At 66.7% G+C, this 13575-nt stretch carries 13 protein-coding genes; 5 read left to right on the top strand and 8 right to left on the bottom strand.

Annotated features, from left to right (window positions below):
* The first annotated feature begins 42 nt into the window (after positions 1–42).
* The gene (locus AC10QF_RS00815) at positions 43–1152 is read left to right on the top strand and encodes a polyamine ABC transporter substrate-binding protein (protein ID WP_005415924.1); all 1110 of its coding nucleotides are present in this window, start codon (positions 43–45) and stop codon (positions 1150–1152) included.
* Here the strand turns inward: AC10QF_RS00815 and AC10QF_RS00810 are convergent.
* Complete coding sequence (locus AC10QF_RS00810; protein ID WP_494541569.1) at positions 1149–2576, bottom strand: flavin-containing monooxygenase; 1428 nt, start codon at positions 2574–2576, stop codon at positions 1149–1151. The genes AC10QF_RS00815 and AC10QF_RS00810 overlap by 4 nt on opposite strands.
* Before the next feature lie 292 nt (positions 2577–2868).
* On the opposite strand from AC10QF_RS00810, the gene AC10QF_RS00805 reads away from it, so the two are divergent.
* The 4 genes from AC10QF_RS00805 to AC10QF_RS00790 all read left to right on the top strand — a co-directional run bounded on the left by AC10QF_RS00805 (position 2869) and on the right by AC10QF_RS00790 (position 7221).
* A complete protein-coding gene (locus tag AC10QF_RS00805) occupies positions 2869–4005 on the top strand; it encodes an ABC transporter ATP-binding protein (RefSeq protein ID WP_005415926.1) in 1137 nt (378 codons plus the stop codon).
* A complete protein-coding gene (locus AC10QF_RS00800) occupies positions 4002–4934 on the top strand; it encodes an ABC transporter permease subunit (RefSeq protein ID WP_005415927.1) in 933 nt (310 codons plus the stop codon). Before AC10QF_RS00805 ends, AC10QF_RS00800 begins: the two co-directional genes overlap by 4 nt.
* The gene (locus AC10QF_RS00795) at positions 4931–5773 is read left to right on the top strand and encodes an ABC transporter permease subunit (protein WP_021203562.1); all 843 of its coding nucleotides are present in this window, start codon (positions 4931–4933) and stop codon (positions 5771–5773) included. The genes AC10QF_RS00800 and AC10QF_RS00795 overlap by 4 nt, the downstream gene beginning before the upstream one ends.
* Positions 5774–5856: 83 nt before the next feature.
* Positions 5857–7221 carry an NAD-dependent succinate-semialdehyde dehydrogenase gene (locus tag AC10QF_RS00790; protein ID WP_111127081.1) on the top strand — a complete coding sequence of 455 codons (1365 nt, stop codon included), beginning with the start codon at positions 5857–5859 and terminating at the stop codon, positions 7219–7221.
* Positions 7222–7333: 112 nt separating this feature from the next.
* Here the strand turns inward: AC10QF_RS00790 and AC10QF_RS00785 are convergent, their stop codons facing one another.
* The 7 genes from AC10QF_RS00785 to AC10QF_RS00755 form a co-directional block, all read right to left on the bottom strand.
* Positions 7334–8356 (bottom strand): magnesium and cobalt transport protein CorA, encoded by a 1023-nt coding sequence (locus tag AC10QF_RS00785; RefSeq protein ID WP_494541568.1) that lies wholly within the window; start codon positions 8354–8356, stop codon positions 7334–7336.
* Positions 8357–8362: 6 nt separating this feature from the next.
* Positions 8363–9613 (bottom strand): lipoprotein N-acyltransferase Lnb domain-containing protein, encoded by a 1251-nt coding sequence (locus AC10QF_RS00780; protein ID WP_494541567.1) that lies wholly within the window; start codon positions 9611–9613, stop codon positions 8363–8365.
* Positions 9610–10491 (bottom strand): CorC family transporter, encoded by an 882-nt coding sequence (locus AC10QF_RS00775; protein ID WP_005408827.1) that lies wholly within the window; start codon positions 10489–10491, stop codon positions 9610–9612. The genes AC10QF_RS00780 and AC10QF_RS00775 overlap by 4 nt, the downstream gene beginning before the upstream one ends.
* Positions 10492–10555: 64 nt before the next feature.
* The gene (locus AC10QF_RS00770; RefSeq protein WP_005415933.1) at positions 10556–11122 is read right to left on the bottom strand and encodes a hypothetical protein; all 567 of its coding nucleotides are present in this window, start codon (positions 11120–11122) and stop codon (positions 10556–10558) included.
* A 77-nt stretch (positions 11123–11199) separates the two neighbouring features.
* On the bottom strand, positions 11200–11805 hold the full coding sequence (locus AC10QF_RS00765) for a hypothetical protein (protein WP_494541566.1): 606 nt from the start codon (positions 11803–11805) through the stop codon (positions 11200–11202).
* A gap of 47 nt (positions 11806–11852) precedes the next feature.
* Positions 11853–12338, bottom strand: a complete 486-nt coding sequence (gene ybeY / locus AC10QF_RS00760; protein WP_065177391.1) for an rRNA maturation RNase YbeY — start codon at positions 12336–12338, stop codon at positions 11853–11855.
* Positions 12335–13321, bottom strand: a complete 987-nt coding sequence (locus AC10QF_RS00755; RefSeq protein WP_005415936.1) for a PhoH family protein — start codon at positions 13319–13321, stop codon at positions 12335–12337. Before AC10QF_RS00755 ends, ybeY begins: the two co-directional genes overlap by 4 nt.
* Between the last annotated feature and the right edge of the window lie 254 nt (positions 13322–13575).

Here is a 13575-nt window from a genome sequence, read left to right as displayed (position 1 = left end):
GCCGGCCCCGCCGGCCCCCCTTCCCGCATTCTGGAGCACCCGATGAAGCTGCGTATCCTCACGCTCGGCCTGGCCTCCGCCATGCTTGCCGCCTGTGGCGGTGGCAACGGCGGCGCGCAGGACAGCCAGGTCCTGAACGTCTACAACTACAGCGATTACATCGCCGAGGACACCATTCCGACCTTCGAGAAGGAGAGCGGCATCAAGGTGACCTACGATGTGTTCGACAGCGATGAGATGGTCGAGACCAAGCTGCTGGCCGGCAACAGCGGCTACGACGTGGTGGTGCCGACCCTGAACTTCTTCGGCCGCCAGATCCAGGCCGGCGTGTTCCTGCCGCTGGACAAGAGCAAGATCCCGAACCTGGCCAACCTCGATCCGGCGGTGATGAAGCGCATCGCCACCCAGGATCCGGGCAACCAGTACGGCGTGCCGTACATGATCGGCACCACCGGCATCGGCTACAACGTGGACATGCTGAAGCAGCGCTTCGGCGGCAGCACCGATATCGCCAACAGCTGGGACCTGGTGTTCAAGCCGGAGAACATCAGCAAGATGAAGGACTGCGGCGTGACCATCCTGGACACGCCGGCCGACATGATCCCGATCGCGCTGCATTACCTGGGCCTGGATCCGCACAGCGGCGACCCGGCCGAACTGCAGAAGGCGGCCGACCTGCTGAAGTCGATCCGCCCGTACGTGCAGAATTTCCACTCCTCGCAGTACGTCGGTTCGCTGGCCAATGGCGGCACCTGCCTGGTGGTCGGCTGGTCGGGTGACATCATCCAGGCCCGCGACCGCGCCGAGGAAGCCAGCAATGGCGTGCACGTGGCTTATTCGATCCCGAAGGAAGGTGCGCCGCAGTGGTTTGACATGCTGGCGATCCCGAAGGACGCCAAGCACCCGGAAGCGGCTTACAGGTTCATCAACTATCTGCTGGAACCGAAGGTCGCCGCGGCCAACACCAACTTCATCCACTACGCCAACCCGATCCCGGCCGCGACACCGCTGGTGGACGAGGCGATCCGCACCGACCCGACGATCTATCCGCCGGCTGACGTGGCCGAGAAGATGTTCACCTACTCGATCAACACGCCGGAGACTGACAAGCTCTACACCCGGCTGTGGACCGAGGTGAAGACCGGCCGTTAAGCGGGTCTGGCGCCGCCGGGCGTTGCCCGGCGGCCGCCTTGCTTCACCGTGCCGGAATCGGTACCGCCGCCCTCGCCAAGGTGCCTCAGGATGGCCGGCAGCAGGTCGCGTGCATCGCGGCCGCCGTTGCACAGGAACGACGAACTCATCCGCTGCAGGTTGTGCATGCCGATGAAGAACAAGCCCGGTTGCGGGGAAACGCCAAACTCGCCCAGCGGATAGCCGTGGGCATCCAGCGCGCCCTGTACATCGAGCCAGGGCCACTCGGCGACGAAACCGGTGGCCAGCACCACCGAGCGGATGTCTGCGGACGGCAGATCCAGCTCGCACGGGGACGGTTCCGGCTCCCAGTGCAGGTAGACCTCTTCGGGAATGTAGCGGGCATCGTCGGTGCGCGGCTCGGGCCGCGTGGCGTAGTACGCGCTGGCCAGCGAATCGAGATAGGCGTACTCGGCCCGCGTCGCTTCGATCGCGGTGCGAAGCTGCGGGCGGACATCGGCGAAGCGGGCGGTGTTTCCATTGAATTCCTGCAACCGGCCCAGCAACCTGATGCCTGCACGGTGCATCGCCAGCAGGCTGATCGAACTGCCCAGGCCGGCGCCTCCCTTGCCGGAAATCAGGGGGAACTCCGCGGTGCGGGCCTTGCGCAGCGCGTCCGGCTCGCCTGCCAGTACGGCCGCCGATTGGCTTACGTGTTGATGGATGCGCCCGGCCATGTCCCACCAGGTCATCGAGTCCTTGCCGCGCAGCCGACGGGTGTGCGAATGACGATCGGCCAATGACCAGTACACGCTGCGACCACCGTCGCGCAGGTCCTGGGCGATCTGCGCGCCGGACTGGCCGCCGCCGATGACCAGCACCGCGCCCTCGGGTAGCTGGCCGGGACCGCGGTAGTCGCTGGAGTGCAGCACGGTGAGGCCTGGTGCGGGCGCGAACGGGGCCCGGGGCAACCGCGCCCGGCGGTATTCACCGGTGGCAACCACCACCGCCTGGGCATGGATCAATCCCCGGCTGCTGTCGATGGCATAGCCACCGGACTCGGGCCCGACCCGATGGACCACGCACCCTTCGCTGATCGGCAACGAGCGCTCGTCGGCATAGTCGCGGAGCCTCCGGATCACTTCCGGGGCCCCCATGAACCCTTCCGGGTCATCCCCGGCATAGGCATGGCCATGCAGGGCCATGGTCGCGTTGGCGGTGTTGGTCTGGAACGAATCCCAGCGTCGCCGCCAGCTGGCACCCACGGTTTCGGCCTCCAGCACGCGATGCTCGACGCCGGCCTCCTGCAGGAGCGCGCTGAGCGACAACCCGGCCTGGCCGGCGCCGATGATGACCAGCGGCAGCCGTGCAGGCAGGCAGCCTGGCAGGCGGGGCGGGAAAGGGGAGGGGCTGTCCAGGGAAATCACCAGGGTCGGTCCATGCAAGGCCTAGATCCGGGGCATTGCGCGGGGAATGTCCCGGGCATTCAATGGATCCCGCTCTGAAAAATGTTGCAGATCGGGCCGCCGCCCGTGGTGTCTGGCCGGGACGGCCGTCCGGGCGTCGAGGAGAGCCCGGGCCTTCCGGCGCACAGGCCACCATGGCGGGGGAAAACCGACACACCTCGGGGGGGCCTGGGCGAGCCAGCGGCCGCTTCCACCCACTGCCGTCATATCCCCTTCGGCCCCCGGCCGTTAGAATGGCCGCCGCTGTCCACCGCCCGCTCCCGGAGCCCCCATGCCCGTTGAAGCCCAGCCGGTAGCCGCCGTCGTCGACACGACCGGTGCGCCCGGCTATCTCTCCATTCGTGATCTGCGCAAGGAATTCGACGGATTCGTCGCCGTCGACGACGTCAACCTGGACGTGCGCAAGGGCGAGATCTTTGCCCTGCTCGGTGGCTCCGGCAGTGGTAAATCGACCCTGCTGCGCTGCCTGGGCGGCTTCGAGACGCCCACCAAGGGCAGCATCACCGTCGATGGCCAGCGCCTGGACGCGCTGCCGCCGTACCAGCGGCCGGTCAACATGATGTTCCAGTCCTATGCCCTGTTCCCGCACATGACGGTGGAGCAGAACATCGCCTTCGGCCTGAAGCAGGATGGCCTGGGCAAGGACGCGATCAGCAAGCGCGTCGGCGAGATGCTCGACCTGGTGCAGATGGGCCACCTGGGCAAGCGCAAGCCGCACCAGCTGTCCGGTGGCCAGCAGCAGCGCGTGGCGCTGGCGCGGTCGCTGGCCAAGGGGCCGAAGCTGCTGCTGCTGGACGAACCGATGGGCGCGCTGGACAAGAAGCTGCGCTCGCAGATGCAGCTGGAACTGGTCAGCATCATCGAATCGTCGGGCGTGACCTGCGTGATGGTCACCCACGACCAGGAAGAAGCGATGACCATGGCCACCCGCATCGCGGTGATGGATGCCGGCTGGATCCAGCAGGTCGGCAAGCCGGACGAGGTCTACGAGCAGCCGGCCAACCGCTTCGTCGCCGAGTTCATCGGTTCGGTCAACCTGTTTGACGGGGTGATCGACGAGGACCTGCCCGAGTACGTGACCGTGCGCTCGCCGCTGTTCCCGGCGCCGATCTACATTGCCCATGGCATCACCTGCTATGAAGGGCAGCCGGTCGCGTTCGCGCTGCGCCCGGAGAAGGTGATGATCGGCAAGGACGAGCCAGAAGGGCACACCAACAAGGCGCAGGGCGTGATCGAGGACATCGCCTACTTCGGCAGCCACTCGGTCTATCACGTGCGCCTGCCCAGCGGCGCCAAGGTGCTGGCCAACTTCGCCAACTCGCAGCGCTGGGCCAGTGATGGCTTCACCTGGGGCGACGAGGTGTGGGTGCACTGGCGCGACAACGACGGCGTGGTGCTCACCTCATGAGCGTCGCCGGCCTGAAGCGCTGGCTGCCGGGGCTGCGTGCCACGGTGATCGGCATTCCGTACCTGTGGCTGCTGCTGTTCTTCGCAGTGCCGTTCCTGATCGTGCTGATGATCAGTTTCTCGCTCAGCCGGGTCGGCTCGCCGCCGTATACCTGGCTGTTGCAGTACGTGGACGGCGGGTTCTCGCTGAAGCTGAACCTGGAGAATTACCTGGCGCTGTTCCGCGATTCGATCTATGCGCAGGCCTTCCTGAGCTCGATCAGGATCGCGGCCATCTCCACCTTCCTGACCCTGCTGATCGGCTACCCGATGGCCTATGCCATCGCCCGCCTGTCGCCGGCCGCACGCAACGTGGCGATGATGCTGGTGGTGCTGCCGTCGTGGACCTCGTTCCTGATCCGCGTGTACGCGTGGAAGGCGATCCTGGACCGCAATGGCCTGCTTGACCAGTTCCTGCAGTTCACCGGCCTGCAGGCGCTGATGACGTCGATGGGCCTGCCGAAACTGCAGTTGATCGATACGCCGACCGCGGCCTACATCGGCATCGTCTACTGCTACCTGCCGTTCATGGTGCTGCCGCTGTACGCCAACCTGGTCAAGCATGACCACCGCCTGCTGGAAGCGGCCTACGACCTGGGTGCCAAGCCATGGCAGGCCTTCCTCCGCATCACCCTGCCGCTGTCGAAGGCCGGCATCATCGCCGGCTGCATGCTGGTGATGATCCCGGCAGTGGGTGAATTCGTGATTCCGGAAATGCTGGGGGGCTCGGAGACGCTTATGGTCGGCCGCCAGCTGTGGAACGAGTTCTTCAACAACCGCAACTGGCCGGGCGCGTCGGCGATGGCGGTGGCGATGATCCTGTTGCTGCTGGTGCCGATCCTGCTGTTCAACCGTTCCCAGCAGCGCCTGCTGGAAGGGAAGCAGGCATGAGCCCGCGTACCGCCAAGGGCCTGGGGCTGGGCGTGCTGCTGCTCGGCTTCGCCTTCCTGTACCTGCCGATCCTGCTGTTGATGTTCTATTCGTTCAACAGCTCGCGGCTGGCGATGGTCTGGGCCGGGTTTTCCACCCGCGCCTACAGTGACCTGTTCGCCGACCGCGCGCTGATGGAGGCGATGTGGACCAGCCTGGTGGTGGCGTTCTGGACCGCCTGTACCGCCACCGTGCTGGGCACGCTGGCGGCGATGGTGATGACCCGCTTCAAGCGCTTCCGTGGCAAGCCGCTGTTCGGTGCGCTGGTCACCGCGCCGCTGGTGATGCCGGATGTGATCCTGGGCTTCTCGCTGATGGCGCTGCTGGCCTCGATGGGCGCGATTCCCGGCTTCCCGGCGCGCGGCCTGGCCACCATCTGGATCGCCCACGTCACCTTCACCCTGTGCTTCGTCACCGTGGTGGTGTCTTCGCGCCTGCAGGAAATGGACCTGTCGCTGGAAGAAGCCGCGATGGACCTCGGGGCCAGCCGGCTGACCGTGTTCACCCGCATCACCCTGCCGATCATCGCGCCGGCGCTGGTGGCGGGCTGGCTGCTGGCGTTCACCCTGTCGCTGGATGACGTGGTGGTGGCCAGCTTCGTCGCCACGCCGGGCTCGACCACGCTGCCGATGAAGGTGTTCGCGTCGGTGCGCATGGGCATCAGCCCGAAGATCAATGCACTGGCCACGCTGCTGGTGTCGGCGGTATCGATCGCCGCGGTGATCGGCTGGTACATCAATGCCCGCGCCGAGAAGCGGCGCCAGCGCGACCTGCAGCTGGCGCGGCAGGACAACGGCTGAGTACACGATCCGCCCACTGTGCCGGCAACACCCGGCTCACGGCCGGCGGCGCACAATGGGGGTCTTCCAGATGGAGATTCCCCATGACCGTCGAGATCGTCGACCCGGCCACCGGCCAGGTGACCTACCGCCATGAACTGATGGGCGCTGCCGACATCGAGCAGCGCCTGCAGGCCGCCGCCGATGCGTTCCCCGGCTGGGCCGAGCGTTCGCTGCAGGAACGCGGCGTGATCCTGCGCCAGATCGCGGCGCAGCTGCGCACGCGCCGCGACGACCTGCAGCAGGCGATGACCCACGAGATGGGCAAGCTCAAGGCCGAAGCGCTGGCCGAGGTCGACAAGTGCGCTGCCGCCTGCGAGTACTACGCCGACCACGCGGCCGACTACCTCAAGCCGCAGTTGATCGACACCGAAGCCCAGCGCAGCTACGTGCGCTACGAGCCGATCGGCTGTGTATTCGCGGTGATGCCGTGGAATTTCCCGATCTGGCAGGTGTTCCGCTTCCTCGCACCGGCGTTCATGGCCGGCAACGTGGCCCTGCTCAAGCACGCCAGCAACGTGCCGCAGTGTGCCGACCTGATCCTGGCGGTGTGCCGTGATGGCGGCCTGCCGGACGGCGTGTTCGACGTGCTGCACATCGACAACGACCAGGCCGCCGACGTGCTGCGCGACGCACGGGTGAAGGCGGTGACGCTGACCGGCAGCGAGCGGGCAGGGCGCTCGATCGCCTCCAACGCCGGCAGCCAATTGAAGAAGTCGGTGATGGAGCTGGGTGGCAGCGATGCCTTCGTGGTGCTCGACGATGCCGACCTCGACAAGACGGTTGCGGCAGCGGTGAAGTCGCGCTTCGACAACAGCGGGCAGACCTGCATCGCGGCCAAGCGGTTCATCGTGGTCGAGGCGGTAGCCGATGAATTCACCCGCCGCTTCGTTGAAGCTGCGGCCGAGCGCCAGTACGGCGACCCCGATGAGCGGGGCACCACGCTGGCGCCGATGGCCCGTGCCGATCTGCGCGATGAACTGCACAAGCAGGTACAGGCCAGCGTGGCCAAGGGTGCGCGGGTGCTGATAGGCGGCGAGCCGATTGCCGGCACCCATGCCGGCTATCCGGCCACGGTGCTCGACCAGGTCGGCCCGGGCATGCCGGCCTACGACGAGGAACTGTTCGGTCCGGTGGCTGCGGTGATCCGGGTCGCTGATGAGAGCGAGGCACTGCGCGTGGCCAACGACACGCGCTTCGGCCTGGGCGGCAGTGTGTGGACGCGCGATCCGGTGCGCGGCGAAGCCTTCGCGCAACGCATGGAATGCGGTGCGGCCTTCGTCAATGCCATCGTCAAAAGCGATGCGCGGCTGCCGTTCGGCGGCAGCAAGCAGTCTGGCTTTGGCCGGGAACTGGCCGACCACGGCATCCATGAGTTCATGAACATCAAGACCGTTTACGTGGCTTGATGGATCATGCAATGCGCCACGACCAACGGTCGTGGCCTACCAGTCTGGTGGGTATCGACCGTTGGTCGATATGTCCCCGGTTTTGTGGGTATCGACCGCGGGTCGATACGCTCTACAGCCAGCCCGAACGCTTGAACAACCGGTACAGGCCCACGCAGACGCCGCCCACACCAACGATCATCAGTGGGTAGGCCCACGGTTGGCTCAGCTCCGGCATGTGGCTGAAGTTCATCCCGTACCAGCTGGTGATCAGCGTCGGTGCCGCCAGCAGCGCGGCCCACGCACCGAGGCGCTTGACCGTCTCGCCCTGCGCCAGCGTCACCAGCGACAGGTTCACGCTGAGCGCGGTGCCCAGCATCTCGCGCAGGGTGTCGATCACATCGCTGATGCGTACCGCGTGGTCGTGCACGTCACGGATGTACAGCTTCACTTCGTCCGGAACCAGCTCGCCCTGGTAACGGCGCAGCTGGGCCAGCACATCCTGCAGCGGCGCCACCGCCATCCGCATCTTGTTCAGTTCGCGCTTGAGCTCGTACAGGCGCACCACGGTGCTGCGCTTGTAGTTCTCGGCGAAGATGTCCTTTTCCAGCAGGTCCAGGGTGTCGCGGAAGCGGTGCACGATCGGCAGGTAATTGTCGACCACGAAGTCGGTCACCGCGTACAGGCAGTACGACGGGCCCATCTTCAGCAGCTGCGGCTCACGCTCGACCCGAGCACGTACCGGCGCGTAGGACAGCGAGGCGCCGTGGCGCACCGTCACCAGGAAGCGCGGGCCGAGGAAGGCATGGGTTTCGCCATACTGGATGCGCTCGTCGACCATCTGCGCGGTGGTCACCACCACGAACATTGAATTGCCGTAGGTCTCGACCTTGGGCCGCTGGTGCGCGTTGCGCGCATCCTCGATGGCCAGGTCGTGCAGGCAGAATTCCTCCTGCAGTTTCAGCAGCACATCGTCGTTGGGATCGTACAGGCCGACCCACACGAAGCCATTGCCACTGGCGATGACATCGCTGATGGCGTCCAGGCTGATGTCGTGGCGTAAGCCCTCGTCATCATAGTGGACGCAGTTGATGACGCAGGCGGGGTTGGCTGAAGCAGGGGCGGAAGCGGAGGCGGGCAATGACATGCCCGCCATCGTGCGTCAGCGCCGTGTTTCGGACAAGTGAGGACGGCGCCCCAACACCCAGGCCAGTGCCGCGTGCACGGGCAACAGCAGTACGATCCATTGCACGTTGTACTGGGCCTGCAGGCTCAGCCAGTGCAGTACCAGCGCGGCCATGGCCTGTACCGCCAGCAGCCACAGCACGACCCTGAACATGCGCCCCGGCACGCGCCGGCGCAGCAGGCTGATTGCTCCGGGCAGCAGCAGCACGGCCAGCGGCGAAAGCAGCAGCAGGTTGCGGTTGGCCCAGGCGGCGTAGTGGGTGCTGAAGCCCCACAGGAACACCAGCAGGCTGCCGGCGACGGCGCACAACAGCCAGAACGGCAGGGCCAGCCCAGCCAGCAGGCGCGGCCGGTTGCGCAGCGCCAGCACGCCGCCGGCCACGACCAGACCAAGCAGCAGCCACGGCCACCAGCGACGCGCGAATTCCTTCGGCTCCGGATCGATGCGGTGTGGCAGCAGTTCCTGTTCGGACTGCACCAGCGGCCGGCCATCACTGTTGCGTGCTTGGCGCAGCGCATCGGCCAGGCGCATCGGCACGAACGCTTCCTGCCAGCGCGACAGCGGCTGGTCGGCGAACGGCCCCAGGCCGACATCGAAGCCCAGCCACATCCACGGGGCGGGCGAGGCCAGGCGCACCGACTCGCTGCGGTAGGTGTTGCCGCGCGAACGCCCCGACAACTGCGACTGCAGGCCACCGCCCAGTGCCTTGTCCACTGTGTCGCGTACCATCGTGGCGCAGTTGGCGGTGTAGTAGTCGTAGTGGTAGCGCGCGTTTTCCGGCTTGGCCCGCTCGGCCAGGTCAGCGGCCAGGGAACGCGCCTGTTCGGGGCGCAGGTCCAGCCACTGCACGCTGGCACCGCGGCCGGTCTCGTCGTAGTACGACAGGTCCTGCTGCAGCGGCAGCGCCACCAGGTAATACATCATGTCGCCGCGCACGAAGCGGCTGATGAAGTCGTCCTCGGACGGATCGAAGTAGCCGAAGTTGTATGAGGTCGCTTCGCCACTGGCCGGATCGACCACGACGATGGCGTCATGGCCGAAGCGTTCGAAGAAAACCGTGCCCGGCTGCATGGTCACCACGCCGATGCGCGGGGCCGGGGCCTCCGCGTTGGCGGTGGCCGGTGCGGGCACGGCTGCCGCCGGCTGCGCGAAGGCCGCCAGCGGCAGGGCCATGGCCAGCACCCACAGTGCCAGCCACACCATGAGGATCAGGCCGCGGCGCTTCAAGCGTCGTCCTGCGCGTCCGGCGGCAGCACGGTCACGTGGAAGGCCTGAACCCGGCGCGCATCGGCGCGGGCCACGCGGAACATGAAGCGGTCCAGTGCCAGCTCATCGCCGACTTCCGGAAGGTGGCCCACGGCCTCGGTGACCAGGCCACCGATGGTGTCGTAGTCCTCGTCGGAGAACGTCGCGCCGAAGCGCTCGTTGAAGTCGCCGATCGGGGTCAGCGCGTCGACCACGTACTGGCCGTCGGACTGGATGGCGATCTGCGCGGACGGATCCTCGGCCTCGTCGTGCTCGTCGTCGATCTCGCCGACGATCTGCTCCAGCACGTCCTCGATGGTGACCAGACCGGCAACACCGCCGTACTCGTCGACCACGATGGCCATGTGGTTGCGCGACAGGCGGAACTCCTTCAGAAGCACGTTCAGCTTCTTCGCCTCCGGGATCAGCACCGCCGGGCGCAGCAGCTCGCGCACGTTGGCCGGGCCGTTGTCGGCGACCACGCCGCGCAGCAGGTCCTTGGCCAGCAGGATGCCAAGGATGTCGTCCTTGTTCTCGCCGTGCACCGGGAAGCGCGAATGGCCCGATTCGACCACCTGCTTCATCAGTTCCAGGAAGGGCGCTTCGACCGGCAGCGAGACCATCTGCGAGCGCGAGATCATCACGTCGCCCACGGTCAGCTCGGCCACCGAAATGGCGCCTTCCATCATCTTCAGGGTATCGGCGGCGATCAGACCCTCTTCCTGCGCGGTGTGCAGGACAGCGACCAGCTCGTCGCGGGTGTGGGGTTCGCCGGAGAAGGCCGAGGTCAGGCGTTCAAGCCAACCGCGCTTCTTTTCACTGTGCTCCGCAGGGGAGCTACTACTGTCGTCTTCTGACATCTCTGGAAAAAAGGCACCCGGCAGGCCGGGCGTTGGCCCAAGTCTAGCAGGATGTGGCGGCCTGTCAGTGACCGTCGCTGCCCGGTCCGGTGATCGGCGGCGGGGCCAGTTCAGGCCGGGCAGGGGCTTCTTCTTCAGGCAGGTCCAGACTGTAGGTACAGCCGGCCAGGGTCTTGCCCGGATGGGAGGCCACGGTGGAGACGCTGAGGATGATCGACTCGATCTGGGCCTCGCCGCTCTTCGGGTCGGTCACGTCGCGGCTGACCAGCTCGCGGCCGGCCATGAACTTGCCGTCCTGGTCGTAGCCGGTCTCCAGCGCCAGGCGTTTGGCCAACGGCCGCGGGTCAGCCTGGTCGAGGATCGCCATGATGCTGGAGCCGGCCACGGCGACCCGTTCGGTGCGGTCGCCGAACACGCTGATCGGCTGGGCCAGTCGGTACTCGCTCATGAACTGGTTGCCCTGGGGCAGCGGCTGCAGGCCGTGGGCGACGGCCTTCAGCGGATCAGCCAGCAGCGGTGCCAGTGCAGCGTGATCGGCTACGCCCTGGCGGCATTCGATCAGCGCCGGCAGGTCCAAGGCAGCGGCCGGGGCGGACGCGACGAGCAGCAGGGGCAGGACAATACGCAGCACGGGCACTGGATCCGCAACGGAAGGCAGGCCGGTGATCGTACCGGTCCCGGTCGGCTATCGCGAGCGTCTCTACGCAGTCAGGGAGATTGCAGGTGCGATGCCGCTGGGTACCAGCGCAGCCTGACCGGGTAGCCCAGCAGCGCCTGCAGGTGGTCGCGCACGGTCGCCGCCGTTGCGCGCGCGCCAGCGGTATCCCGGAGTTCCAGCTCCAGTTCACCGGTCATGACGTCCAGGCCATAGCCGGTCAGGCCGGGCAGCTGCGGGATGAACCAGCCCTGCTGCGCCTGAAGACGGCGCTGCATCTCCGCTTCGGTCATTGAAGCGCCGATGATGTAGCGCACGCGTTGCGGGCCGTCCGCCCCTGGATGGGTCTCATCCGCCTCAGAGGCTGGGCCAGTCAATCGCACGACGACGTTCCACCCCGTCGCATTGTCCACCCACATACCGGCCAGGCGTGCCGCGTGGCGCGCTCTCAAGCGTTCCATCAACGCGTGCTGCTGCGCCTCGGCGACCGCCTGGCGGGCCGTCTGCTGGCTGACGTCAAAGAAGGCCTGCATCTCGGCGACTTTGGCGGCAATGTCGGCGGCGCTGTCGCTGGCCGGGAACGGCGACGGTCGTTCCCGGTCGGGGTCGATGCCCGGGGCAGTGGTTACCTGCAGAAGAGCGGCAATGAGTGCGGGCAACAGCGCGATGGGGGTGTCCTCTGTGATGAACCCGGTATGCGTGGCCGTCAGCGCTCGCCGGCGTAGGGATCGGCGATGCCGAGCTCGGCCAGGATCTCGCGCTCCAGCTGTTCCATTGCGTCGGCTTCCTTGTCGTCCTCGTGGTCCCAGCCAAGCAGGTGCAGCACGCCGTGCACGGTCAGGTGCGCGTAATGGGCGTTGAGCGCCTTGCCCTGTTCGTCGGCTTCGCGGGCCACCACCGGTGCGCAGATCACCAGGTCGCCGAGCAATGGAAACTTGACGCCCTTGGGCAGGCCTTCGGGCACGTCGGCCGGGAAGCTGAGCACGTTGGTGGCGTAGTCCTTGCCACGGTAATGGCGGTTCAGCGACTGCCCCTCCTTGGCATCGACCACGCGGATGGCCAGGTCGGCCTCACGGATGCGGCCCTTCAACGCAGCGGCCACCCACTTGCGGAAGCTCACTGCGGCCGGCAGCCCGGTACGCGGCAGGGCATAACTGACGGCGACGTCCAGTCGCACGGGACCACGGGTCATGGCGTTGCTCCAGGCTGGATCTGATGCAGGTCGCGGCGGTCGTAGGCGCTGACGATGCGCGCCACCAGCGGATGCCGGACCACGTCGCGGGATTCGAAGAAGGTGAAGCTGACGCCCTCGACCTCGCGCAGCACATCGATCGCGTCGCGCAGGCCGGACTTCACGTGCTTGGGCAGGTCGGTCTGGGTCAGGTCACCGGTGACCACCGCCGTGGAGCCGTAGCCCAGGCGGGTCAGGAACATCTTCATCTGTTCGATGGTGGTGTTCTGCGCCTCGTCCAGGATCACGAACGCATCGTTGAGCGTGCGGCCGCGCATGTAGGCCAGCGGCGCGATCTCGATGACGTTCTTCTCCAGCAGCTTGACCACCTTCTCCACGCCCATCATCTCGTACAGGGCGTCGTACAGCGGTCGCAGGTACGGGTCGACCTTCTGGCTCAGGTCGCCGGGCAGGAAGCCCAGCTTCTCGCCGGCTTCCACCGCCGGGCGCACCAGGATCAGGCGCTGCACCCGTGACTCGTTCAGTGCTTCGACCGCGCTGGCCACGGCCAGGAAGGTCTTGCCGGTTCCGGCCGGGCCGATGCCGAAGTTGATGTCATGCGTGGCGATCTGGTGCAGGTAGCGGCCCTGGTTGGCGCCGCGGCCACGTACCGTGCCACGCTTGACCTTGATTGCCACGTCCTGCGCTTCGTAGGAGCGTTCGGCGATCTGCTCGACGTTGGCCTGCGCCAGGCGCAGGTGGATGGCGTGGTTGTCGAAGGTGGTTTCGCCGGCTTCGGCGTACAGCGCTTCAACCAGCTTCTGCGCCTCGACGATGGCTTCGTTGGGCCCGCTGATGCGGAACACGAAGCCACGATTGGCGATCTCCACGCCGAGCTTCAGCTCGATCTGGCGCAGGTGCCCGTCGAAGGGGCCGCACAGGTTGGCCAGTCGCTCGTTGTCTTCCGGTGACAGGGTGAAGTCTCGATGATCGATGCTTTTCATTGCTTGGGGTGGGGCGGGGTCGCCGTCCACCGCGATGGACTCGGGGTGACAAGGTTACGCGCGTACCGGGCATGCGGCCAGCGGCGGGCCGATACGCGGTTTTCCACACCCGGTGTGGACGGGGGGCGCGAAAACCTGTGGATAGGCCTTCGCAGTGCTTGTGCCACAAGGCGTATGAGGTGGTGGTGAAAAAACCGTCACGGTCGGCCGCTCCCGTGACGGCAGCGCATCTTCCGCTGCCAGGCAGCCAGTAC

The sequence above is a fragment of the Stenotrophomonas maltophilia complex sp. Om-AH-Sm3 genome, assembly GCF_059337855.1.
This window is presented reverse-complemented; position numbering and strand designations above follow the sequence as displayed.